General features: G+C 43.0%; 21 protein-coding genes. 13 read left to right on the top strand and 8 right to left on the bottom strand.

Features of this window, described 5'->3' with window-relative positions:
* Positions 1-141: 141 nt before the first annotated feature.
* Complete coding sequence (locus tag ACHEVO_RS05105) at positions 142-1,656, bottom strand: acetyl-CoA C-acetyltransferase (protein ID WP_394124176.1); 1,515 nt, start codon at positions 1,654-1,656, stop codon at positions 142-144.
* Positions 1,657-2,205: 549 nt separating this feature from the next.
* On the opposite strand from ACHEVO_RS05105, the gene ACHEVO_RS05100 reads away from it, so the two are divergent.
* From ACHEVO_RS05100 to ACHEVO_RS05085, 4 genes are all read left to right on the top strand, one after another.
* The gene (locus tag ACHEVO_RS05100; protein WP_394124175.1) at positions 2,206-3,606 is read left to right on the top strand and encodes a 3-oxoacyl-ACP reductase; all 1,401 of its coding nucleotides are present in this window, start codon (positions 2,206-2,208) and stop codon (positions 3,604-3,606) included.
* Between the two features lie 324 nt (positions 3,607-3,930).
* Positions 3,931-4,845, top strand: a complete 915-nt coding sequence (locus ACHEVO_RS05095) for a MaoC family dehydratase (RefSeq protein WP_394124174.1) — start codon at positions 3,931-3,933, stop codon at positions 4,843-4,845.
* 58 nt (positions 4,846-4,903) lie between these two features.
* Entirely contained in the window at positions 4,904-5,476 is a 573-nt protein-coding gene (locus tag ACHEVO_RS05090) for a serine/threonine protein phosphatase (protein ID WP_394124173.1), read from the top strand.
* A 211-nt stretch (positions 5,477-5,687) separates the two neighbouring features.
* The gene (locus ACHEVO_RS05085) at positions 5,688-7,112 is read left to right on the top strand and encodes a serine hydrolase domain-containing protein (protein ID WP_394124172.1); all 1,425 of its coding nucleotides are present in this window, start codon (positions 5,688-5,690) and stop codon (positions 7,110-7,112) included.
* A gap of 55 nt (positions 7,113-7,167) precedes the next feature.
* Here ACHEVO_RS05085 and ACHEVO_RS05080 read toward each other — a convergent pair whose 3' ends face one another.
* The 3 genes from ACHEVO_RS05080 to ACHEVO_RS05070 all read right to left on the bottom strand — a co-directional run bounded on the left by ACHEVO_RS05080 (position 7,168) and on the right by ACHEVO_RS05070 (position 11,529).
* Positions 7,168-8,415 carry a cation:proton antiporter gene (locus tag ACHEVO_RS05080; protein WP_394124171.1) on the bottom strand — a complete coding sequence of 416 codons (1,248 nt, stop codon included), beginning with the start codon at positions 8,413-8,415 and terminating at the stop codon, positions 7,168-7,170.
* Between the two features lie 250 nt (positions 8,416-8,665).
* A complete protein-coding gene (gene ilvD / locus ACHEVO_RS05075; protein ID WP_394124170.1) occupies positions 8,666-10,552 on the bottom strand; it encodes a dihydroxy-acid dehydratase in 1,887 nt (628 codons plus the stop codon).
* Between the two features lie 221 nt (positions 10,553-10,773).
* Positions 10,774-11,529, bottom strand: a complete 756-nt coding sequence (locus ACHEVO_RS05070; protein ID WP_394124169.1) for a hypothetical protein — start codon at positions 11,527-11,529, stop codon at positions 10,774-10,776.
* Positions 11,530-11,754: 225 nt separating this feature from the next.
* Between ACHEVO_RS05070 and ACHEVO_RS05065 the strand changes: the two genes are divergently transcribed.
* The 3 genes from ACHEVO_RS05065 to dusB all read left to right on the top strand — a co-directional run bounded on the left by ACHEVO_RS05065 (position 11,755) and on the right by dusB (position 15,703).
* Positions 11,755-12,195 (top strand): HIT family protein, encoded by a 441-nt coding sequence (locus ACHEVO_RS05065; protein ID WP_394124168.1) that lies wholly within the window; start codon positions 11,755-11,757, stop codon positions 12,193-12,195.
* 310 nt (positions 12,196-12,505) lie between these two features.
* On the top strand, positions 12,506-14,551 hold the full coding sequence (locus ACHEVO_RS05060) for a BCCT family transporter (RefSeq protein WP_394124167.1): 2,046 nt from the start codon (positions 12,506-12,508) through the stop codon (positions 14,549-14,551).
* Between the two features lie 120 nt (positions 14,552-14,671).
* Complete coding sequence (gene dusB, locus ACHEVO_RS05055; RefSeq protein ID WP_394124166.1) at positions 14,672-15,703, top strand: tRNA dihydrouridine synthase DusB; 1,032 nt, start codon at positions 14,672-14,674, stop codon at positions 15,701-15,703.
* Between the two features lie 102 nt (positions 15,704-15,805).
* Here dusB and ACHEVO_RS05050 read toward each other — a convergent pair whose 3' ends face one another.
* Complete coding sequence (locus ACHEVO_RS05050; protein WP_298807801.1) at positions 15,806-16,207, bottom strand: DUF1622 domain-containing protein; 402 nt, start codon at positions 16,205-16,207, stop codon at positions 15,806-15,808.
* A 217-nt stretch (positions 16,208-16,424) separates the two neighbouring features.
* On the opposite strand from ACHEVO_RS05050, the gene ACHEVO_RS05045 reads away from it, so the two are divergent.
* The 5 genes from ACHEVO_RS05045 to ACHEVO_RS05025 all read left to right on the top strand — a co-directional run bounded on the left by ACHEVO_RS05045 (position 16,425) and on the right by ACHEVO_RS05025 (position 21,306).
* Positions 16,425-17,312, top strand: coding sequence for an SDR family NAD(P)-dependent oxidoreductase (locus ACHEVO_RS05045; RefSeq protein WP_057759469.1), 888 nt, complete (start codon positions 16,425-16,427; stop codon positions 17,310-17,312).
* A 309-nt stretch (positions 17,313-17,621) separates the two neighbouring features.
* Positions 17,622-18,659 (top strand): DUF1852 domain-containing protein, encoded by a 1,038-nt coding sequence (locus tag ACHEVO_RS05040; protein WP_394124165.1) that lies wholly within the window; start codon positions 17,622-17,624, stop codon positions 18,657-18,659.
* Positions 18,660-18,713: 54 nt separating this feature from the next.
* Positions 18,714-19,742 carry a methionine synthase gene (locus ACHEVO_RS05035; protein ID WP_102090954.1) on the top strand — a complete coding sequence of 343 codons (1,029 nt, stop codon included), beginning with the start codon at positions 18,714-18,716 and terminating at the stop codon, positions 19,740-19,742.
* Between the two features lie 105 nt (positions 19,743-19,847).
* The gene (locus ACHEVO_RS05030) at positions 19,848-20,363 is read left to right on the top strand and encodes a flavin reductase (protein WP_394124164.1); all 516 of its coding nucleotides are present in this window, start codon (positions 19,848-19,850) and stop codon (positions 20,361-20,363) included.
* Between the two features lie 127 nt (positions 20,364-20,490).
* Positions 20,491-21,306 carry a sulfite exporter TauE/SafE family protein gene (locus tag ACHEVO_RS05025; RefSeq protein ID WP_394124163.1) on the top strand — a complete coding sequence of 272 codons (816 nt, stop codon included), beginning with the start codon at positions 20,491-20,493 and terminating at the stop codon, positions 21,304-21,306.
* A gap of 145 nt (positions 21,307-21,451) precedes the next feature.
* Here the strand turns inward: ACHEVO_RS05025 and ACHEVO_RS05020 are convergent, their stop codons facing one another.
* From ACHEVO_RS05020 to lipB, 3 genes are all read right to left on the bottom strand, one after another.
* Complete coding sequence (locus tag ACHEVO_RS05020) at positions 21,452-21,916, bottom strand: hypothetical protein (protein ID WP_101205393.1); 465 nt, start codon at positions 21,914-21,916, stop codon at positions 21,452-21,454.
* Between the two features lie 157 nt (positions 21,917-22,073).
* Positions 22,074-22,604, bottom strand: coding sequence for an inorganic diphosphatase (locus tag ACHEVO_RS05015; protein WP_057759479.1), 531 nt, complete (start codon positions 22,602-22,604; stop codon positions 22,074-22,076).
* Positions 22,605-22,798: 194 nt separating this feature from the next.
* On the bottom strand, positions 22,799-23,638 hold the full coding sequence (lipB, locus tag ACHEVO_RS05010; protein ID WP_394124162.1) for a lipoyl(octanoyl) transferase LipB: 840 nt from the start codon (positions 23,636-23,638) through the stop codon (positions 22,799-22,801).
* Between the two features lie 406 nt (positions 23,639-24,044).
* On the opposite strand from lipB, the gene ACHEVO_RS05005 reads away from it, so the two are divergent.
* The gene (locus ACHEVO_RS05005) at positions 24,045-25,529 is read left to right on the top strand and encodes a coniferyl aldehyde dehydrogenase (protein ID WP_394124161.1); all 1,485 of its coding nucleotides are present in this window, start codon (positions 24,045-24,047) and stop codon (positions 25,527-25,529) included.
* Positions 25,530-25,785: the final 256 nt, after the last annotated feature.

Raw genomic sequence — 25,785 nt, 5'->3', positions numbered from 1 at the left:
ATCTAGGTCGTTTCTATCATAGCAAAGTACAGACAATAAAAAATGCCCTTTAAATAAATTAAAGGGCATTTTTTTATTGATAGATATGTACTGATTAAAATAATAAGTCAGCGTATCTTTTCCACTTAAAAGTAACCAAGCTTATTTTTCTAGGATACAAGTTACGCCTTGGCCACCTGCTGCGCAGATAGAGATAAGTGCACGGCCTGAACCTTTTTGATCCAATAATTTAGCAGCAGTGGCTAGAATACGACCACCAGTGGCTGCAAATGGATGACCTGCCGCTAGTGATGAACCGTTTACGTTTAATTTGCTACGATCGATAGAACCTAGCGGGGCATCTAAGCCTAAGCGCTCTTCACAGAATTTCTCATCTTCCCAAGCAGCTAAGGTTGATAGTACTTGTGAAGCGAAGGCTTCATGAATCTCATAAAAGTCAAAGTCTTGTAGAGTCAGACCAGCGCGTTCAAGCATACGTGGTACCGCATAAGCTGGTGCCATTAGTAAGCCTTCTGTCGTGCCAGATTTACCGATGAAGTCTACCGCTGCGGTTTCTTGATGAACGATATAAGCAAGTGGTTTTAGCCCGTGCTCTTTTGCCCACTCATCAGTACCTAGTAGTACACAAGAAGCACCATCAGTAAGCGGCGTAGAGTTGGCAGCCGTCATCGTTGGGTTAGCATTTTTTCTACCAAATACTGGCTTTAATTTACCCAATTTTTCTAATGTAGTATCTGGACGCAAGTTGTTATCACGAGTCAGGCCTTTGTATGGCGTGATTAAGTCGTCAAAGAAACCTTCGTCATAAGCGCGTGCTAGGTTTTGATGGCTGTTAAATGCAAGCTCATCCTGCGCTTCACGGCTGATATTCCACTCAAGCGTGGTAATCGCTTGATGATCGCCCATTGATAGACCAGTGCGCGGCTCACCATTTTGCGGTGAATCGATTAAGTCTTTTGGATTGAGACCCATTAGTGCTTTTAGACGTTGCTTGTTGTCTTTTGCCGCACCAAGTTTGATCAGTACTTTACGCAAGCCATCGCCGACAGCAATAGGAGCGTCAGAAGTAGTATCTACACCGCCAGTGATTGCCGAATCGATCAGACCAAGTGCAATCTTGTTAGCAGAAGCAAAGGTCGCTTGTAAGCCAGTACCGCAAGCTTGTGAGATATCATAAGTCGGCGTATGTGGGTTTAGCGCGGTATTCAATGTGGCTTCACGAGTAAGGTTGATATCACGGCTAAGTTTCATGACCGCGCCAGATACCACTTCACCTACGGTTTCGCCTTGCAGGTTATAACGCTCAACCAAACCGTCCAATGCAGCTGTTAGCATATCTGTGTTGCTAACGTCAGCGTATGATCCATTTGAGCGCGCGAATGGAATACGGTTACCACCTAAGATCGCAACACGGTTTAGGTTTGAAGCTGGTTTGGTTGCGCTGGCTTTTTTAGCTGGAGCAGGTTTTTTGGCAGCAGCGGTTTCTACTTTTTTATCGACCGCTTTTTTGCTAGCAGTTTCTTTAGCGCTAGTGTCTTTAGTCGTGGTGTTTTTTGCAGCGGTTTCTTTTTTTGCTGTATCTGATTTTGTATCCGTTGCTTTAACAACTGTACTTTCAACAACAGGGCTATCTGGATGATTGTTTTTATTACTCATAATATTATCCTTAAAAAGTATGGGTAGAAGTAAAAAGTGATAGGTAATAATAAAAAATAGTTAAGTTATTTTATACAAGCAAATATTATCATTTATTACGCGATACAGCTGTTTATCATAAGGCGTTTTTTATTCACTTAATGTATCTCTTTAGCAAACTATGTGACGCTTGTATGAGGTAGGTAGTAGATTCATGATCATGACGCATCGCTCTAATAGACTGACTAGTAAGAAATATTAGCATTGCATAACAGTACGTTTGATAATATATTGTTATCAATAATTAAGTATGCCATAACCTATAGGTCAGATTTTAACATGTTATAGTGGCGCTTAACGCTGCTAAAAACGACTGGCTTGTATACTGACTTGTTTACAGATTGTTGTAGACATTATCTGTTTTTGGACTTGTTTATAAGGGAAGTGTATAGTTAGGCTAGTTTTGAGGCGATTTACTAAATTTAAATAATTACGATGTCAATGTCTCTATATAATAGATTCATTGCATTTTTTATTATTCTACGAATCATTAATTATAAGGATTATATTATGTCAGACCGTTACGGTGATTTTGTTCAATCTTCTATTGGCAAAAAAGTAGCAAAAAATTTAGGTTTGCCGATGCCAACGACACTTGATCGTTTCGAAAGCGGTGAGCGTTTGGTGCGTGGTAGTGTATTGGTTGGCCGTGCTACTGGTGATGACAAGAGCGTCAGTGAGTCTGTTGCCCGTATCCTGTCAGACGTCCATGCCGAAGTATATGTAAACAGCAGTGATGATATCAAAGACGCACTTGCTGATGCAGGCGTAGAGGCAAAAGCCAACACGGGCGGCGATGATCAATTCAAAGTACTGCTTTTTGATGCCAGTAATATCAGCAATGCTGAACAGCTAAAAGAGCTTTATGAGTTTTTCCATACAGTTGCACGCCGCGTAGAAAAATCAGGCCGTGTGGTTGTGGTGGGTCGTACGCCAGAGAACATCACGGATATTGAAACAGCAATGGCTCAACGCTCGCTTGAAGGTTTTGTGAAGTCAGTGGGTAAAGAGTTTAAGCGCGGTATCACAGCGCAGCTGATTTATGTTGAAGAAGGCGCAGAGCAAAACCTAGATTCGACCTTACGCTTTTTTACCTCAGCTCGTTCAGCTTATGTATCAGGACAAGTAGTACGTGTCAGTAAAGGCAGCTCAGTCGATGTTGACTGGAACCAGCCTTTGGGCGGTAAAACTATGCTAGTGACTGGCGCCAGTCGCGGTATTGGCGAAGCTATCGCTCGCGTCTTGGCTCGTGAAGGGGCGCATGTTATCTGTCTAGATGTACCGCAGCAGCAAGCTGACCTACAAAAAGTTGCTAGCGAAATCAGTGGCTCTGCTTTGACAGTAGATATCACTAGTGAAGACGCTGGTGCAGAAATCGCTGACGCTGCCCAAAAACGTGGTGGTCTAGATTCAATCATCCATAATGCTGGCGTGACTCGCGATAAGACGTTGGCTAAGATGGATGAGAAAAAATGGAACATGGTCATTGATATCAACTTAGGCAGTATCGCTAGATTGAATCGCTACTTGTTAGATAACGATGTACTAAAAGAAAACGCACGTATCGTATGTGTGTCATCAATTTCAGGTATCGCTGGCAACATGGGTCAGACCAACTATGCCACTTCTAAAGCTGGGGTAATTGGTTTGGTTAACGCAACTGCCAAGCAATTAGAAGATAATGCTAAAGGCATGACGATCAATGCAGTCGCTCCTGGTTTCATCGAAACCCAAATGACAGAAGCCATTCCATTTGCTATTCGTGAAGCTGGTCGCCGCATGAACTCAATGAGCCAAGGCGGCTTGCCAGTAGATGTGGCTGAGACTATCGCATGGCTTGCATCACCTGCGTCTGGCGGTCTAAATGGCAACACGGTTCGCGTCTGTGGTCAAAGCTTACTTGGTGCATAACGTTGATTAATTGATAAGTATATGTGAGAAATAAGGTGCAGGTAGAGAAAGTAGTTGTATCATATGAGCTATTATTTCTCGTTTGTATCACATATGCTTACGAAATAATCTCTGATAAAGTGTAATAAAGCTGCCCAAGGGTGGCTTTTTTATGATAAAAACACAAGAACCAATAGCCAAACTATTTTTTGCTATTAAAGATACTCATGAGGTTGATTAAATTTAATGCTTATTAGATGATTTAATAGTAGGCTTTAGTCAATGACTGCAGATTGTCTTTATATACGTTAAAGAACTTGTTCAAGCCACACTTAGGATGTACTTATGTCAGACAAACATTATGATGCGTTGCCAAAAGCGCACACCACTTACGCCAATATTGTCAAAAGCTTATTGCCTATCGGTAATGGCGGCAAGGTCAGTAGAGACCAGTTGCCACAATCTACTTACTATGTAGATGACTTGCATATCGATCAAGAAAACCTAGATGACTATCGCAAAATTTGCGGTTTTGCTGATGATGGTAAAGTGCCAGCGACCTATTTCTCGGTATTGTCGCAGACGCTGCAGATGAACATGATGGTCAAAGAGCCATTCCCATTTGCCATGTTAGGTCTTGTTCACGTTGATAATAGCGTCACTCAGTATCGTCCGATTGGAGAGCGTGAAACGGTAGCAATGTCGGTTACTTTTGATAACCTACGCGATCATGCTCAAGGTCAGCAGTTTGACTTTGTGACTATTGTAAAGTCAGAAGATGAAGTCATCTGGGAAGGTACATCGACTTATTTATCACGTAGCAAAAAACCTAGTAGTAAAGATAAAAAGAGCGCGCCGCGTCCGGTAATGGTCAAGCCTGAAGTAAACGAAGCAGGTGTTCATAGCATTTTTGAAGTGCCAGAAGATATCGGTCGTCGTTATGCTTTTGTCTCAGGCGATTTTAACTTGATTCATTTGCATCCACTATCAGCACGTGCGTTTGGTTTCCCTAAAGCGATTGCACACGGTATGTGGTCAAAGGCTAAATGCCTTGCTCTGATGGGTGACCTGCCTGATGCTTACACGATTGACGTCTCATTTAAGCTGCCTATCTTTTTGCCAGCTGAAGTAGAGCTGATTGCTGAGCCAGTAGCCCAACTTACAAACGTAGATGATACTTGTGAGTTTGGACTGTATAGCTCTAAAAACAATAAACCGCATTTGGCGGGTGTTGTGACCTTAAAGAGCGACAGCAAGTAATATAAACATCATAAAGCTTCTATTTTAACAGCCATATTTAACGTACATATTTATTATTATGACTTCACAAAACATGCCTTCAGAAGAAAACGCGATAGACGTAGATCAAACAGATAGCTCGATAGCGACTAATACGGTTGCTGCTAACGATAGCGGCGCTAACATTCATATTAGTGCCGATAATGGCGTTGATTTGGCCGATATCTTTAAGCCTTATTTTCGTCCAGATGCAAACACTATCGTGTGCGGTGCATTAGATGACGAAAAAGTTGCGGCTTTAGCGAAAGCGGGCGTCGAGCTGGTCATCAACTTGCAGCCTGATGACGAGTTAAGCTTTGATGAGGCATCAGCAGTTGAGCAAGCAGGTATGCACTACGAACAGCTGCCTATCAGCGGTGCTAAAGAGCTAAAGCAGCTTAAGATATTGGCGTTTGATAATGTATTACGCCAGCACCATGGCAAAAAAGTCGCTATGCACTGTGGGTCAGGTAATAGAGTGGGAGCTGCAATAGCGCTGCGGGCAGGATGGTTGCGTGGACGTAAGATGGATACAGCGATGGAACGTGGTCGCAGTCATGGTTTGACCAAGCTTGAACAAGAAGTTCATAATCGTTTGCTAGTACCGCGTTAACTAAATTTACAGCACTGCATTTCAATGCTGTCTTAGACGTGAGTAAACTCTAAAAATAACATCAAAATAAATAATAAAAAAGGCGACCAATGGGTGGCCTTTTTTATTGGCTCACAATTCATTTATACTGGTTCAAATATTTTATATAGCTTACGTATTCCTATCATCTTAAAAACAGAATAATTCATATCACTGGAGCAAGGTAATAATAATGGATCATAATACAGAAAATTCTAATACATCTATAAATGCTGAATTTCAAAAAAAATTACAGCAATTATTGACAGATTTACAGCTTGATGATGTACCTGCTGGCGGGGCTGTGGCCGTGTATCAGGCAGGTCATTGTATCGCGCAAGTCAGTACAGGTATGGCGCGTCCTGATATGCCGTGGCAGCCTGATACGTTGGCCATTAATTTTTCTACTGGTAAAGGAGTATTGGCAACATTGGTTCATGTGCTGGTTTCGCAGCAACTGCTTGAATATGACAAACCTATTGCTCATTACTGGCCAGAGTTTGCTGCAAACGGTAAAGACCAAATGACGTTACGACAAGTCATGTCACATCAGGCCGATTTGTTTTCGATTCAAAGTATTGATGTCGATAGCGAGACGGTACTTGATTGGGATACGATGCTGCGCCATATTGCAGTGATGCCCATTACCTCTCCCGAAAATGCTACTAAGTATGACAGCGCTTATAGTGCATTGATCTATGGCTGGGTATTGGGCGGCGTAGTAGAGGCGGTTACTCATTTGTCGCTAGCCGAAGCACTGCGCCAGTATCTAACGGATCCTCTGGGTATTGCCGATAGCTGCTATTTTGGTGTGCCAGATAGTAAAGTAGATCAGGTGGCAAAATTGGCCAAAGATTTTGAAGAAACAGAGGATACGAGTGCTCAATTAAAATCGAGACGTCAAAAACCAACCTTAAAAGTAGACTCTCAAGAGACTTTACGTACTTATGCAAGCTTACCTAGTTATCACTGCTGGCAGCAGAAAATGATAAATGATAAGCGTGCAGCTGAGACGCAAAATAGCCTTGATGAAAAGCTAGCTAGCTCTGACAATGATAGCGTACAACCTACCTTAAATACTGCGCGTATCAATAGCTTATATTTCAATACCAGTCAGCTTAATCTAAAAAACTATAAGGCGGCGCTGATACCTGCTGGCAAGCACGCGCTTGATTATCATGACCGCCAAACATTACAGGCGGTCATTCCAGCGGCAAATGGTGTCGCTTCCGCCAAAGCACTGGCAACGATTTATGCAATGCTCGCTAATGGCGGTCTATGGCAAGGAAAGACGCTGATTGATAGTGCTACTTTTGAGCAGTTATCTACTCCGCAGGTTGAGGGTTTAGATGCGGTTATGCCAGCAGCTATGAAATGGCGATTGGGTTACCATAGATTATTTAGCTTGTATGCTAACAACGATGATACGGATAAGAGAATGAGTTCTGATTTATCAGGATTTGGGCATATGGGATATAACGGCTCGGTTGCTTGGTGTGACCCTGAACGCCAATTGTCATTTGCTTTTATTCATAGTTTTGATACCACCATGCTCAATGACGTTCGTCAGTTTGCGCTGACAGAAGCCGTCTTGAGCTGGGTAGAAGAGATACTTTAATAATGCCAACTTCAATCGCGAATTGATTCTGTCTCAAATATAAGCAGCATTAATGTTAATGCTGCTTGTTTGGTGTCATTTTGAGCAATCTTGATGCGCTGAGACCATGGATAAAGATAGAAGTCAAAATGACTATCGAACAGACAATCCACAATTTGAGCGCATCCTCATCCGCGAAGAATCCTTGATTAAGCGCATAGGACAGATAATATAGGGTACCGATACCGCGAATACCCAAAGCCGATATTGCGTATTTCTCGGTATGAGGCAGATTTAATCCTGATAAAGCAATAAACCCACCAATCGGCCGTATAAGTAGTAGGAAGGTAAAGCTGACGATATAGACGCGCCATGTCAGCTCGACACCTGCTTGCAACCCTTGACCGAGGAACATGCCGAAGATAACCAGCACTAATGACATCAATAAGCCTTCTGATTGCTCAGCGAAATCATGCAGTTTTTGATGATAGGTATGCTCACACTCCGAACGACGAAACGCAAATGCAGCCACGAATACAGCGATAAAGCCGTAACTGTGTACATACTCTGCAAGTCCATAGGCTAGTAGTGTCAAAGCAATAACCACATAGCCTTGCGAGATGGTAGTCTCGCGAGTATGTTTAGAAAACACGACTTTGGCCAATAATTTACCAACCAATACACCTACCACTATACCTGCGCCAATCTTCCACAAAACATCATGAGTAAACCACGACCATAGCATCTCGTAAGTAAAGGCTGTGCCTTCACTGAATGCTTCTGCGATCTTAATCGCTAGGTACACAAACGGAAAAGCCAGACCATCGTTCAACCCGGCCTCTGACGTTAAGGTAAAGCGAGGTGTGTCTTCTCTTCCTGTATTGGGAGGTCCTACCTGAATGCTCGAAGCTAACACTGGATCAGTAGGCGCTAACACTGCACCTAATAAAATAGCTGCACCAAGGCTCAAACCAAACGCGTAATACCCCAAGACTGCCATCGCAAAAATACCAATAGGCATGGTAATGAGTAGCAGTCTTACTGTTGGTCGCCACAATCGCCAAGACAGCTCCGTATCGATTTTAATACCAGCACCAACCAATGAGACCAATACAACAATCTCAGTCAGCTTCTCGATGAGTAAACCGTTATCAAGTGGGTCTAAAAAGGATAAAGACGTCCACCAGTAGCCCATCATCAGACCGAAGCTGACTTGGAGCATCGGTAATGAGATAGAGGTGCGCTTAAAAATAACAGGAAACAAGGCCCCGAGTAAAAAGGCAATCCCGCAGATTAATAAGAATAGGTTATATTTTTCAATCATAAAATTTACGCACGTCGTTATGTTTTAAGGATCGATTTTAAGAGGGTGATTTTAGTTATTGATGACAATTCACAGCAATAGTTGATAGTCAGTCATTGATACTCTTTATCATGACGTCAAAATAAAATAATTACCGCAAAAAATAGTTATCAAAACGACAGCTACGTTGTTTTTTGGTGAAAAAAAAGCCTGCATTGCGCAGGCTTAATATATTTTCATTAGTATATTTGGAGCGTTGATAGCTTATAGACTAGCGTTCGACTTGACTCACGTCACGTACGGCACCAGTATCAGCACTGGTGGTCATAGCCGCATAAGCACGTAATGCTGGCGAGACATGACGGTCACGGGTGACAGGTTTCCATGCATCACGACCACGCGCTTCCATAGCTTCTCGGCGAACGGCTAAGTCTGCATCGCTCACTTGCATGTTGATGGTACGATTTGGGATATCGATATGAATGCTATCGCCTTCTTCGACCAAACCAATCGCCCCACCTTCAGCAGCTTCTGGGCTAGCATGACCAATTGATAGGCCTGATGTACCACCAGAGAAACGACCATCTGTCAGTAGGGCACATTCTTTACCCAATCCTTTTGACTTCAGATAAGTCGTTGGATAAAGCATCTCTTGCATACCAGGGCCGCCTTTAGGGCCTTCGTAGCGAATGATGACCACATCGCCTGCAACGATTTGATCAGCCAATACCGCAGCAACCGCATCATCTTGTGATTCAAATAGTCGCGCTCGACCAGTAAAGGTCAAGATGCTTTCGTCGACGCCTGCGGTTTTGACCACACAGCCGCGCTCAGCGATATTGCCATATAGTACGGCTAAGCCGCCATCTGTAGAGTAGGCGTGTTTGGTACTACGGATACAGCCTGACTCACGGTTGACATCGAGGTTTGACCACTCTTTTGATTGTGAGAATGCTTCTGTGGTACGTACGCCACCAGGTGCTGCAAGGAAGCGTGCGCGAGCTTCATGATTGTCAGGGTTCATGATATCCCACTTATCAATCGCTTCTTTCATCGTTGCGCTATGGATAGTTGGTACATCAGTTTTTAGTAACTCGGCGCGATCAAGCTCAGCAAGTAATGCAAAGACACCGCCAGCACGATGCACGTCTTCCATATGGTATTTCTGTGAGGCAGGGGCTACTTTTGCCAGACAAGGCACACCGCGACTCAAACGGTCAATATCAGCCATCTTAAAGTCGATTTCTGCTTCATTAGCCGCAGCAAGTAGATGCAAGATGGTATTGGTTGAGCCGCCCATAGCGATATCTAAGCTCATGGCATTTTCAAAAGCGGCTTTGGTAGCGATAGAGCGTGGTAGTACAGAGTCATCATCTTGCTCATAACGACGTTTAGCAAGCGACACGATGGTACGACCCGCTTCTAAGAATAGCTCGCGGCGTAATGAATGAGTAGCTAGCAGTGAGCCATTACCTGGTAGTGCTAGGCCTAAAGCTTCGGTCAAGCAGTTCATCGAGTTGGCGGTAAACATACCAGAGCATGAGCCACAAGTAGGGCAGGCTGAGGCTTCAATAGCAGCGACGTCTTCATCACTGATGCTATCATCAGCAGCGTCCATCATCGCATCGACAAGGTCAAGTTTGCGAACAGCACTGCTGTCACTATTATCGGTATTGTGGCTCTTACCAACAGTACTGGCTAAGATTTTGCCCGCTTCCATTGGACCACCTGAGATAAATACCACTGGAATGTTAAGGCGCATGGCGGCCATCAACATACCCGGAGTGATTTTGTCACAGTTAGAAATACAAACTAGCGCATCTGCACAGTGGGCATTGACCATATATTCGACAGAATCAGCGATCAAATCGCGGCTTGGTAGCGAGTACAACATACCGCTATGGCCCATCGCAATACCATCATCGACCGCAATGGTATTGAACTCTTTTGCAACGCCGCCTGCTTGCTCAATCTCACGGGCGACCAGTTGTCCAAGGTCTTTTAGATGCACATGGCCGGGTACAAACTGGGTAAAAGAGTTAGCAATCGCAATGATTGGCTTGCCAAAGTCGCCGTCAGTCATGCCGGTTGCACGCCATAATGCGCGCGCGCCTGCCATATTACGACCGCCGGTAGAGGTTTTTGAGCGATAATCCATGTGATATTCCTTACAAATAGGCGGGGTTGTTAAAATGTGCACCCTCAGTTTTAATAGGGATAGTGTGCTTTTTATAGAGAGTGAGTACTAGTGAATAATACTAATTCGTTACCATACCATTAGATATGAATAACTAAAAACAATATGCTAATAACAGTGAATTAATAATAACGAATTAATAATCACAAGCGATGAGCAAAAAAAACAGTTATTCAAAATAGCTATTCAATACGTTCTAATATGGCTTTGTCAAACCAAGGAAGATCAGCTTTGTCTGCTTCTAATTTCACAATGGCTGCAAGCGCATGAGTAGCCAGTAGCTGTTGATAATCGCTACTAGCTTCAATCGTCAGCAATGATTCGGCAGGTAGTGCTTGCGTATTAGGGTTTTGCTCGTCAATACTAACTAATGTCTGCTTATTATTTTTATAAAGGACGTCTACACGACCAAAAAACTGCCAGTCTTTAAAAGCGGCAATAATAGCGTCGGCAGCATTCTTAGTATATACCTGCTGCGTCTCTTTACCCGTATTGGTCCAGTGTAGCCGTACAGCCAACTGCAATGCCTCACTAAAGACTACCAACGAGCCGATAATTTTTACATGCCAAGGACTGGTCAGCAGCTCCTCGTCAATGCCAATTAATTTGGCAGCTTGATGAGCCGACATGGGTGTATTGAATTGAAGCAGTAACTCAGGAGTGAGCGAGTGCGTTTGTTTGATCGCATCATCTAAACTGTCATAGTGATACAAAAAAGGCAGTGGCAAATCTTGCGTGACAATCTTCTTTATAATTTTACAATTGTGTATCTGCCAGCTGATGGCTTTATCAGTCAATGCTTCTGCTAATATGATAGCGTTCGGATCAATGGTTTGAGTACCACTTTCACTCTCAATATCAGAGTGTTCTTCCTTACTATCAAGGGTTGCAGCAGTGTTATCCATATCTGTTTGAGTTGGCAAAGTAGGCAAATCCATAAACATAGCGTTATTAAAATAGAGAGTTAATATAACATTTTAAGGGTATGGCCTGCCAATAAATTAGTGAGCTAGCATGGTTGGAATATGGCTTGATATTTTTCAAATTCGATTGTCATACTGACTTGTACTAAAGTTATATTTCGTCCACTATATGACAGATGCTTTTATCTATTTTGGATAGCTATTAATCAACTAATAATAAAACTCTTAAAGGAAGAAATAATGACTGAATTGAATCAACAGACTACTTACGACGACAATAATATCTTTGCCAAAATGTTAGATGGTGATATTCCGTATCACAAAGTATATGAAGATGATAAAACGCTCGCCTTTATGGATATCATGCCGCAAGCAGAAGGCCACGTATTGGTGATACCGAAGCAAAAAGCTGTTGATTTGGCCGATCTTGAGCCAGAGTATGCTGCTGCGGTATTAATGACGTCTAAAAAGGTTATGCAAGCCCAGCGTCAAGTGTTTGAGCGTGAAGGCGTTATCCAAATGCAGTTGAATGGCTCACAAGCAGGTCAAACGGTCTTTCATTATCATGTACATCTCATTCCATCAAGTATCCATGAATTGGGTCGTCATGCAGTGACCCAAGCCGATAACAATGATTTGTCAGATATTGCACAGAAACTGGCGGCAGTGATTGATGCCTAGTTAGGAAACAGATTGCTTCTGTTTAGGTACAAAAAATATTGGTATTTACGAATTAGCGAGCATTTATAGGTTATAAATCACTAAAAAAATACATATACAATCAAAAGGCAGCTAGCAAGCTGCCTTTTTTATTTTCTTGGTAATAGTCATGTAACATTCGTTAAAGTCATGTTACGAGTTGAACGCTTGTCTAGGGTTTTGGAAAAGAGTGTGATAATTATTATGACCATTCACACACATTTTCTAATCTTTGCCTTAATTAAAAATTTTCATAAAAAGGCATCGTCAACTTTTGAGGATATTATCTTTCATGAGTAAATTACCTCGTTCGACTATTTTATTACCAGTCTTTGTACCTGCAGCAATTATTATGCTGCTATTGGTCATTGGTACGGCTATTAATCCTGAAGCAGCGGGTGCTCTGTTTAGTGATGTGCTTAGTTTTACGACTGAGACATTCGGCTGGTTTTATATGCTGGCAGTGGCACTGTTTTTGATGTTCATTATTGTACTGGCGTTTTCGTCTTATGGCAGTATCAAGCTAGGCCCTGATCATGCTGAGGCGGAGTACGGATTCCTTGAATGGTTTGCCATGCTGTTTTCGGCCGGTTACGGGATTGCGTTACTGTTTTATGGGGTAGCGGAACCAGTGATGCACTTTTCTAGTCCGCCAATGTCGGATCCGCAGACTATCGCCGCGGCAAAAGAGGCGATGCAAATAGCGTATTTTCACTGGGGTTTTCATATTTGGGCAATTTATGGTGTCGTTGGTTTATCACTAGCTTATTTTGCGTTTCGTCATGGTCTACCACTATCAATACGCTCGACGCTGTATCCGATTATTGGTGACAGGATTCATGGCCCTATCGGTCATACGGTTGATGTGTTTGCGATATTGGGTACGATGTTCGGTATTGCGACCAGTCTTGGCTTGTCGGTGTCGCAAATTAATGCGGGACTCAATTATCTATTGCCAGATATCATTCCAATGAATACGACCGTACAGGTGATTGCCATTGCCTTGGTGACCGCCGCAGCATTGGTATCGGTATTAGCAGGGATGGATAAGGGTGTAAAACGCTTATCTATTTTAAATATGCTATTAGCAACTGCGTTGATGCTGTTCGTATTTGTTGTCGGTCCGACCATTTTTATCTTGAATGCCTTTATGGAAAATACGGGTAGCTATTTGGGTAATATCGTTGAACGCACCTTTAGCTTGCAGGCATACGAAAATAGCAATTGGATCGGTAGCTGGACCTTGTTTATTTTTGCATGGACAATCGCATGGGCACCTTTTGTAGGTCTGTTTATCGCCAAGATTAGCCGTGGTCGTACTATTCGTGAGTTCGTGTTGGGTGTGATGTTGGTACCGACCTTCTTTACATTCTTTTGGTTTTCGGTGTTTGGCGATACCGCACTACACATGATCATGGTCGATGGTTATACCTCGTTAATCAGTGAAGTACAAAACAACCAAGCGATTGCTTTGTTTAAACTGTTAGAGAATCTACCGTTTACTGAATTTGTGTCGTCGTTGACCATTTTATTGATTATTACCTTTTTTGTGACGTCATCGGATTCTGGCTCATTGGTAATCGACTCGCTAGCGGCAGGTGGTCGCAGTGATACACCATGGTGGCAGCGTAGCTTTTGGGTAGTGACTGAAGGTGCTGTCGCAGCAGTATTGCTACTTGCAGGTGGTTTAGAAGCCCTACAAACAGCGGCTATCGTTAGTGCATTACCATTTGCGATTATTATTCTTATTTCAATGTTTGGTATGTGGCGTGCGCTGCGTATCGAAGGACATCGTAATCAGAGCCTTGGTAATGACAACAGACTACCGCCGCATTTACTCAAACCGTCTGCATGGCGCGAGCGTATTGATTATATGACCGATAAGCCAACGCGTGAAAAGGTCTTAAGTTATATCAAAGAAGTGGTTATGCCTTCGATGATGGAGGTGTCGTCTAAATTTGCAGAAACTGGTTGGACGACTGAGGTCAACTATGACGCGGTTAATAACCGAGCCGTATTAGAGCTACAGCGTGGTGACGATGTCGAGTTTTGGTATGAAGTTCGCTTATCTGAACATGATGCGCCTGATTATTATACTGAAGACAGCGCAGATACCTTGCCACAAGAGCATCATCATCGCGCTGAGGTGTATCTACGCCGTGGTGGTCAGACCTATGACTTATACGGCTACAAATCTGAATCAGTGATTAATGACATCATTGATCAGTTTGAGAAGTATTTACATTTCCTCAATGTATCGCCTGATAGCCTACCGTGGCGCATGCAAGAGCATGATGATGACATCACGCTAGAGCAGGGCAGTGTGCTTGATAAATAATGCATAAAATGTATCAAAAATGACCAATGCTTATGCAAGCTATTCACGTTAATCGCTTGCAATAAACGCAGGAATCCTTAGAATAACGGCTTGTTTTCTTTACAAATCAAGCCGTTTTTTATGTCTATTGATTCTCCCATTTTACCTTTATCCTCGACTTTGTCTGATCATCCATTGTTGCAGCCATTGAACATAGGTGGCCTGACGATTGAAAATCGTTTGATGGTCGCACCGATGGCAGGCGTGACGGACAATCCTTTTCGTCGATTGTGCAAATCATTTGGCGCAGGTCATGCGGTCAGCGAGATGATCATCGCTGATACGGCCCTTTATGCACGCAAGAAATCCTTGTACCGTGCTAATTTTGACAATGAGATTGCGCCTATTTCGGCACAGATAGCAGGTGCTGAGCCGGACAAACTGGCTGAAGCGGCACGATATCAGATTGATAATGGCGCACAGATTATCGATATCAACATGGGCTGTCCGGCTAAAAAGGTCTGTCGTAAGCTGGCAGGCTCTGCATTGTTGCAAGACGAAGATTTGGTCGCGCGCTTGCTAGATGCCACGGTCAATGCGGTGGATGCACCTGTCACGCTAAAGACACGTCTAGGTTTTGAGAATGGTCGTGAAAATATCTTACGAGTCGCCAAGCGTGCTGAGCAGGCAGGTATTGCAGCGATTGCTATTCATGGACGTACGCGTGAAGACATGTACACAGGCAATGCACGCTATGAGCTAATACGCGAAGTCAAAGAAAGCATCAGTATTCCTGTTATAGCCAATGGCGATATCGATAGCGCACAAAAAGCCCAACACGTCTATGAGATGACAGGCTGTGATGCGGTGATGATTGGGCGTGCTGCACAAGGGCAACCGTGGATATTTCGCGATATTGAGCATTTCTTGCGTACTGGCGAGCGTCTAGAGGCACCGAGCGTTAGTGAAATAAAAGAGATCGTACTGGCCCATTTGCAAGAGCTTTATGATTTCTATGGGGAGTACTCAGGCTGCCGTATCGCTCGCAAACATATTGCTTGGTATACGACAGGCATTCCAAATTCTAACGCCTTTAGACAGGCGATGTATGGCGAAGAAAGCACGGCTGGGCAATTCAAAGTGGTCGAGACTTTTTTGCAGGCGCATGAGTAGCAATTGCTTAAATCTTGTTTTATAAATCAGTGCTAACTTGTTTTATAAACTCGTGCTAATCATGTCTATGCATCGTTTCTTGATGGCATTTTTGTCCAACAGCTATGCTTTATCAATTGGCACAGTATGATTGTCAGTATCAGGCTGTTTGTCAGGCGCAGGTTTTCTATTTTGCCAAGGGAATCGACCTTCTAATTCAACCTGTAGCGATAAGCTTAAAAAGGTTCGAATCAGTACGATAAAACCTAGCACCAGTACGCTGCGTAGCGATGGCTCGGTGACGACAGTAGCCACGATATCAGCGGCGATTAGCACCTCTAACCCTAACAATATAGACTTGCCTACGGTCTGTCTGATTTCAACATAAGTATCATTATTAAAATGCCCCGACGCTCGAAAAGCTCTATATAAAGCAAGAAATAGCCCAAAAAACATAATGAGGACGCCAATGACTTCGATCATTTTGGCAATTAAGTCGATATAGTGAGTTAGTGTGTCTATCAAAGCAGGTACTCCTCATAATTGATCAGAAAAAAGCTTAACACTTAGTACTTAGTAATTAACAACAAGCTAAAAATGTATTTATAAATATTTATGTCGACGAAATTTGTAAAAGTCCCGTTAGCTAATGCCTACTATGGTTTTGTTCACTCCATACGACATTTTTTGCTATGCTATAACCGAATACCAATAACTATAGAATAAACGAAAAGGACTTTTTATGGCCAATCTCTCGAAAAAAGCAATTACCAAAGCCGTCAAAGGCAAGAATATTATCATCACAGGCGCATCAAGTGGTATCGGCGAGCGTACGGCTTTTTTGCTCAGTGAATGTGGCGCGCATGTTATTTTGCTGGCCCGTACTGAAGATAAGCTAAAAATGGTCAAGGAAAATATTGAAACGCTTGGCGGCGCGGCCAGTTACTATCCATGCGATCTGACCAATATGGATGAGATTGAAAAAACCAGTGAAAAGATTTTGGCTGACTTTAAACATGTCGATGTACTAGTCAATAATGCGGGTCGTTCGATTCGCCGTTCAGTGCATGAGTCGGTCAACCGTTTTCATGATTTTGAACGTACCATGGAGATTAATTATTTTGGCGCGGTCAAAATCATTCTTGGTTTCTTGCCAACGATGATTGGTCGCCAGACCGGTCAAATCGTGAACATATCTTCAATTGGGGTATTGGCAAACAGTCCGCGCTTTTCAGCGTATGTCGCGTCAAAAGCTGCCTTAGACGCATTTAGTCGCTGTTTGGCTGCTGAAGTCAAAGGCGATAATATCAAAGTAACCAATATCTTTATGCCACTTGTGCGTACCCCGATGATTGCGCCAACCAAGCTATATCGCTATATGCCAGCATTGATGCCTGACGAAGCCGCGATGATGGTCGCAAAAGCCATCGTTCATAAGCCAAATAGCATTGCGAGTAATATGGGTAAATTTGCCTCGGCGACTTATTCACTGGTACCAGCCTTTAACGTTGGTGTCCAGTCCATTGGTTATCGTATTTTCCCAAGTTCGACTGCTGCACAAACGACTGATAGCAAGCCTAACCTTGCTCAGCGCGCCTTTGCCAAAATTCTACCTGGTGAGCATCACTAGAATAAATTTGTTATTAGCTTCGAATATGATGAGAAAGGATACTACGGTATCCTTTTTTTATGCCTCAAATACTCTTAATCAGTATAAAAGCCTTCTTCTCCGTTTATATGTGAAAGACTTAGTTATACGTTAAATAAACCTTTAAAACTTCCTCTGTTAAGTTTCCTTTATATATCTAATTTTCAGGAAGGTGAATAAAATTCATCTTATGTTTAAATTGTATCATTTTTATTCATGTTTAGATTTCGGTATGATTCACCTCATACACAGATTTGGTTTTATCTCAGATAAATAAGGTAGCGGATCACCATGAGTAAAGAATTCAATTGTTCAATCAAGCACATTCGTTTTGACGAAAACTATCAGCCTGCAGATAGCACGCGTTTGACGACTAACTTTGCAAATTTGGCACGCGGCGAGCACCGCCAAGAGAACTTACGCAAAACGTTAACCATGATCAATAACCGCTTTAATGCATTGGCGCATTGGGACAATCTGACAGCAGATCGTTATTCTGTTGAAGTTGATATCATCTCTGTCGATCTAGATGTTAAAGGCAATGGTCAGACGTTTCCTATTATCGAAACGCTAAAAACAACGATTGTGGATCACAAAGAAAACAAGCGTATCGACGGGATGGTTGGCAACAGTTTCTCATCTTATGTGCGTGATTATGACTTTAGTATTGTGTTACCAGAGCATCGTGACAAAAACCTAGCATCCATAACGCCAGATAATTTTGGTGAGTTGCATGGCAAATTGTTTCAGTATTTATTAAATTCAGAGGCTTACAACGCTCATTTTCACAAAAAACCAGTGATTTGCCTGAGCGTGTCAACCAGCAAGACTTACTATCGTACTGTCAATCAGCACCCTGTATTGGGCATTGAATACAAACAAGATGAATACTCGTTGACCGACGACTACTTTCATAAAATGGGCTTAACGGTACGTTATTTTAAGCCTGAAGGCAGCGCCGCGCCATTAGCATTTTATTTTGCAGGGGACTTGCTCAGTGATTACACCGATCTTGAGCTGATTAGTGCGATTAGCACCATGGAGACCTTTCAGAAGATCTACCGTCCTGAGATTTACAACGCCAACTCAAGCGCTGGACAAGTGTATCAACCTAGCCTGAACTACCAAGACTATTCATTGACTCAAGTGGTCTATGACCGTGCCGAACGTAGTCAGATGGCAGTGACCCAAGGCAGATTTACTGAGACACATTTTATTAAGCCGTATCAAACAATCCTTGAGGAATGGGCTACAAGCTATGATGTAACAGGCGATACTGCTCAAAAAGAAGCTGCTGATAAAAAAACGGCTAGGAAGCAAGCCGCTTAACTGAGCATCACTCATCAACATAATAAAAAATAAATTAATCAGAAGATAAATCGTATGAAACTACTATTACCGACGTCTACCGCTGGCAGCTTACCAAAACCTTCTTGGCTAGCAGAACCAGAGAAAATTTGGTCACCTTGGGCGTTAGAGGGCGAGCAGTTGCTTGAAGCCAAGCAAGATGCGCTGCGTGTATCATTGCAAGAGCAGCAGCATGCAGGGATTGATATTGTCAGTGATGGCGAGCAGACCCGTCAGCATTTTGTGACTACGTTCATCGAGCACCTTGATGGTGTTGACTTTGAGAAGCGTGAAACGGTCAAAATCCGCAATCGCTATGATGCGAGCGTGCCCTCAGTCGTTGGTGCGGTGAGCCGTCCAAAGTCCGTATTCGTTGATGATGCCAAGTTTTTACGTCAGCAAACCGATCAGCCAATCAAATGGGCGTTGCCAGGGCCGATGACGATGATTGATACGTTATATGACGGGCATTATAAAAGCCGTGAAAAATTGGCTTGGGAATTTGCTAAAATCCTGAATCAAGAGGCAAAAGAATTAGAAGCGGCTGGCGTCGATATTATCCAGTTTGATGAGCCTGCATTCAATGTATTCTTTGATGATGTGAACGACTGGGGTATTGCGACTTTAGAGCGCGCCATTGAAGGTCTAAAGTGTGAGACAGCTGTTCATATTTGCTACGGCTATGGCATCAAAGCCAATACCGATTGGAAAAAGACACTGGGCTCAGAGTGGCGCGAATACGAAAAAGCGTTCCCTAAACTGCAACAGTCGAAAATCGATATCATCTCACTGGAGTGTCAAAACTCACGTGTACCTATGGATCTGATTGAATTGATTCGTGGTAAAAAAGTGATGGTCGGTGCCATTGATGTGGCAACCAACACTATCGAGACACCAGAAGAGGTGGCCGATACGCTACGCAAAGCGCTACAATTTGTCGATGCTGATAAGCTGTATCCTGCGACCAATTGCGGCATGGCACCTTTGTCTCGCCAAGTCGCCCGTGGTAAGCTCGCAGCATTAAGCGCTGGTGCTCAAATCGTTCGTCAAGAACTGACTGCTTAGAGTTTAGCCGTTTAGGAAATTCTATTTAAAGAATTTCCCTTGCAAAACTAAAATTGAAGCACAATTTTTTAACGTTATTTCTTAACGTTTCTCAGGATTGAAGCAATGATTAAAGATAAGATTGACGCGACCGACTTTAGAGATGCTATGTCTTTGCTAACGACTGCGGTCAATGTGGTGACCACAGCAGGGGCAACGGGCGTACATGGGTTTACAGCATCGGCAGTATGTAGTGTCACAGACACACCGCCGACCTTGCTTGTCTGTATGAATCAAACGTCTCGGTCACATAGCTACTTTCTTGAAAATAAGGTTTTAAGTGTCAATGTATTGGGCGCGCAACATGAGCAACTGTCAAATGCTTTTGCCTCTAAACTGTGTTCAGAAGAACGGTTTGAATATGGTTCTTGGACACAATTACAAACAGGCGCTCCTGTACTGGTGGATGCCTTGGTCAGCTTTGATTGTGAGATTGAACAAATTCAAGAAGTCGGCACGCATAGCGTCTTTATGTGCCGCGTTGTCGCTATCAATCAGGCTGAGCCACAAGGCGGAACTGATGAAGGGTTGGTTTACTTTAACCGTGCCTATTCTAGAGTTGGGCAAGTGGAGCTTATTTAATCCAGTATTTATAATCCAACATCTATAATCCAACACCTAAGCCTATGGGCTATTGCTCGTCCAACATTAAGCAGTCGTTTAACTATAATTATCATTTCATTAAATCTAAATAAGAAGTAACTATCCTGTGGAATTAATAACTTTTTTAATAATAGGGGCGCTAGCAGGATTTGCTGCGGGGCTATTTGGAGTAGGCGGTGGCACTATTATCGTACCGCTGCTATTTATTGTCTTTACGCAAATGGGTTACAGTCCTGACAGTATTATGCACTTGGCCTTGGGTACTTCACTAGCGACTATTATTGTCACGTCCATAAGCTCGCTCATGGCGCATAACAAAAAAGGCGCAGTCATGTGGCCTGTCTTTAAAAATCTGACGCCAGGTTTGGCGATAGGGTGCTTTTTAGGAGCAGGGATCGCAGGACAGATATCTGGTTTATATCTGCAGTTGATTGTTGGTGTGTTTTTGCTTTGGGTCGCTTATAAAATGTTTATGGGTGGTAAAAAGAAAGCAAATAACGATGCTGGTAATGTTCATATAGCTTTGCCTTCAAAACCTAAGCAGCTAGCAGCAGGGGCGGGTATCGGTATCGCTTCTGCTATTTTTGGGATTGGCGGTGGTAGCTTAACCGTACCTTATCTCACGCGTTACGGTGTGGTTATGCAAAAAGCCGTTGGAACCTCAGCCGCATGTGGATTGCCGATCGCCATTGCAGGCGCGCTAGGGTTTATGTTCTTTGGCATGCAAGCTCAAGTCGACGTGCCCAATACGCTTGGCTTTGTTCATATCTATGCTTTTTTAGGTATTAGTATCATGAGCTTTTTTACCGCCAAGCTAGGCGCAAAAGTCGCTCACTCATTATCGCCGCAGTTGCTGAAAAAATGCTTTGCAGTACTATTGACCGTCGTAGGCTGTTACTTCTTATATAAAGGATTGCTCTAAGTAATTTGAGATTAATGGACGCTTAAAAGGATTCAAGGGCAGGTTTTCAATAAACTATTCGACTAGCTACATTCTTAAATTATAGCTAGTCGGTATGTGGCTGTATGGGGAATATGTCGAGCCAGTTTCTTATTTAGCTAAACACTTAACCAAATACTCGCCACAATATCCAAAATATTCCTATCATCAAAACAGCGATCACGAGTAGTCGTTTTAGCCAATAAGGCAGTAGAGGTTTCTTATAGCCTAAGTCATTTAGCTGACTATCGACACCGTCTTGCAGCCCCTTAAACCCTTGACTCTGTTTGGTGGTTTTGACACGATTTTTCACCAATGGCCCAGGCTCGTCTTCCTCTTGTTCTCTATCAAAGCTAATGGCTTGATTTGGAATGCCTTGTTTACTAGCGATAGTATTGAGCTTCTGTTGTTGCTTTACCTTTAGCTGGGTCTCATAAGCATCAATTCTACTTTTGGCTTCATCCATACTGATGTTTTCGTCTGCCGCCAAAGTTTTAATGGCCATTACTAGGTTGTTTTTTTCGACCATCATAATGACGTCTCTTGGCAACTTGGTATTGACCGGTTTTGCGCTAGGGTCGGGGTTAAACATGACTGTCCTTATTACGGCGTATAAGTGTGAATGAGTAATATGCTCATTATAACCATGTTAGATAAGCAATGTTCAAGCAAAAAAATACCGCGGCCACTATGGTGACTGCGGTATTTTATTATTTATCGTTATTGGCATTTTTGCCAATATTTGATAATTATAGATCTTTCCAACGTTGGATAGACTCTTTGATAACTTCTTTCGCTTCTGCAACATCACCCCAAGATTCAACAACCGTCGTACCAGCTTTTTTCAGGTCTTTATAATGACTGAAATGGAACTCTAATTGGTTGATCAACTGCTTTGGTAGGTCTTCTAAGCTGTTGTAAGCATTGCCTGTGTCACGGTCGTCAGCAGGGACAACAACGATTTTGTCATCTACTTCGCCATCATCAACAAACTTCATCACGCCGATAACTTTTGCTTTTAAGAAAATACCAGTCGGTAGTGGCTGCTCAGTCAATAGCAATACGTCAAGCTCATCGCCGTCTTCGTCAAGTGTTTGTGGGATGAAACCATAGTTACAAGGTTTGGCAAAAATCTGTGGGTCAATACGGTCAAGCTCAAATACTGCTAATTCGCGATTCCACTCAATTTTATGGCTGCTACCAGCTGGGATCTCTACTACTACGTTGATGATGCCGCCGTCTACGTCGCCTGCGTCCAAAATTTTGTTAAAATCTGCCATAAAATGCTCCAATTTGCTTTTGTTTTAGATGTTTGAATAAGGGGTTGAGCTAGGGATACAGCAAGGATAGTTACTGCGTCCGATTTGTACTGCATGCGATTATAGCAAGTTTGTACTGAATTTTCTCTTAATGCTTAAGTCTAAGCGTGCAAGATATTATGCAAAAAAAGATTATGCAAAAATAGGCTCAAAACTTACTTGGGCGCGATAGCTCGTAACTCAATCAGACCAGCATGGCGCTTGGCGATGTTATCAATAAGTTTTTGAGTGACTGTCTCATAGCTGAATGAATCGCTCATTTGCTGTTCAGTTTGCGCCTCTGGCTCTGTTTGCTCTGAATCTGTCTGCATGGCTACAAAGTCAGACAGTCGCAACATCTGCATGCCGGCATAGCCACAAGGATTGATGGCGTTAAATGAGGACAGGTCACAATTTAAATTAATCGCAATACCATGGTAGCTAAAGCCATGCTTAATCTTAAAGCCTAGCGAGGCCATTTTGCCAAGCATAATCTTATTATCAAGAGAGTTGTCATCTGTAGCGGTGCGGTCATCTGTTGCAGCAGTATCTGCATATAAGTAGACACCTGGGGCATCGCGGCGTGCACGAGCACTGATATTGTCGCTACTAGATGGTGAGCTACGCAAGCAGTCATTGATGACGTCTTCTATCGCTTGCTCAGCATGGGAGACAAGATTGCGCACACTCCATTTGAGGCTGTCCAAGTCAAACAACCAATAGATAACCAGCTGCCCATGACCATGCCATGTCACCTGACCACCGCGATCGGTCTTGATAATAGGTGTATCAGTACGCTGTAATATGTGCTCTTCTTTGCCTGCCTGTCCAAGCGTATAGACATCGTTATGATCGACAATCCATAATTCATCAGGCGTACGCAGTCCTTGTTGCTTTTTTAGATCGATACGTTCGAGGGTGCGTGCCAGCATCGCATCGAGAGTAGGGACATAATCGGCGGCTGATAGAGATTTGCTGACAAGCGTATCATTAAGGGGTTGTGTGTCATTTTGCATGAGAGTATCTGTCTTATTATTATCAAGTTTAAAATAAATAATGCTCATCGGTAGTGTAGCAGTTTTGGTGACTATCACCCAAAGATATATACTGGTGCAATGTCTGTAAGTGGCATAAATGCTAATAATAAACAGTTAACAATGGCTGACGAAATAATAGGTATAGAACAGTAGCAAGTGGTTCATAGCGGTGCTGCTAGTACAGACGCAGTAGTCAACCAAAGGTGCTGTTCATTGCTCAGTCGATGCGCTACATTAAAGTATGATGAATGGAATCTGATGAAATTTATAGTCAGAGTAGGTTATAAAAGAGTGCACCTGACTAGAAAGATAGAGCCTCTAACCCAATATAATGTAGTGACTACAAACCTTATGACTATTACTATGATTATGACAAGGAAGACAAATGACAGATAGCAACCGAAGCGCCCATGAGCAGGCAGTGACCGAGACAGGTTTTGCGCTGCAGCGTGTGCCTGAAGCCCTAAGTACGGCGACGACTATCGATGAGATGAAAGCGCAATTCTCACGCTTGCAAATGTTAAGCCGTACCCAGCCAATCAACGATTGGGGCACTCGTACGATGCAGCTAGACAATCTAGAAGTGATGCTTAGCGATAACCAAGAGAGTTTTGCAAAGGCGATTAGTGCAGATTTTGGCTATCGTAGCCAGTCAGAGACTCAGTTCGCTGAGTTGTTTCCTAGCTTTACCGGTATCAGCCATGCCAAAAAACACGGCAAAAAATGGATGAAAGCACATCGTGCGCCTATTTCAGCGCTATACATGCCAGCCCATAATGAAATTCAGCCGCAGCCATTGGGTGTGGTCGGTATCATGGTGCCTTGGAACTATCCGTTATTTTTAGCAATTGGCCCGATGATTGATGCACTCACCGCGGGTAACCGCATTATGGTCAAAATGAGTGAGGCCGCGCCGCAATTTGCTCAGACGTTTGCTGACGCTATTGCTCGTTATTTTTCGCCAGATATGATCTGTGTGGTGCTCGGTGAAGTTGAGATTGCTGCCGCCTTTAGTGAGCTACCATTTGACCATCTGCTATATACCGGATCGACTGCGGTGGGCAAAAAAGTCATGGCTGCCGCTGCACCAAATCTAACGCCAGTGACGCTTGAGCTTGGTGGTAAATCACCAGTGATTGTACTGGATGATGTCAATCTAGAGTCTGTCGTCAATCGAGTGATGATGGGTAAGACACTAAATGCTGGACAGACGTGTATTGCGCCAGATTATGTCTTGATTCAGCGCCAATACCATGATCAGTTTATCCAACTCGCAAAAGAGTGGATGACCAAGCATTATCCTAATATTGAAGAAAACCCAGATTATTCTCGCATTATTAATGGTGAGCAGTTCAAACGGGTAAAAGGCTATCTAGATGCACTAACAGGTGGCGAGGTACATGCGTTAACCGCCGTTGAGCCTAATATAGAAACCCGTCTTATGCCGCCAGTCATCGTCAGCGAGCCTGCGCCTGACAGCGACCTTATGCAAAATGAGATTTTTGCCCCGATTTTGCCGCTGATGCATTATGAGACGCTTGATGATGCCATTTATTTTGTGAACTCACGCCCACGTCCATTGGCGCTATATGTGTTTAGTGATAACTACAGCAGTATCGAAAATGTGCGTAACAATACGGTCTCGGGTGGCTTATGTATCAACGAAGTTTTGATACATGTGGCTCAGCACGACTTGCCGTTTGGTGGCGTGGGTGACTCTGGTACTGGTGCGTACCATGGTAAGGCTGGCTTTGAACGTCTAAGCCATATGAAGCCGATTTTTGTACAAACCAAGCTCAATGGTCTGAATTTATTATTGCCGCCTTATGGTGGACTGTTTAAAAAGGCGATGGCGCTGTTTTTAAAATAACAATTCTTTAGTTAGACATTTTATAGTAGCTATAGAAATTAATAGTGACCTTTTTCAATCGATATCACAACCAATAGCACCTATCCAAATAGGTGCTATTTTTTTGTCTAAAATATGAATTTATAAGCATAGATTTCTAAAATTAAGAGTGACTTATCTTAAGAGCTTTATCAAAACTATCGTAAATTTATCTAATGCGTTAATCGACAAATAAGCGTTTGTCATCACTTCTATAAATCGCTACACTTTGTAGTAA

Origin of the sequence: Psychrobacter nivimaris, from assembly GCF_043419765.1 — a bacterium.
In the GTDB taxonomy this organism is placed as follows: Bacteria; Pseudomonadota; Gammaproteobacteria; order Pseudomonadales; family Moraxellaceae; genus Psychrobacter.
Note: the sequence above shows the minus strand (reverse complement) of the source record. Positions and strands in the feature narration are given on the sequence as shown.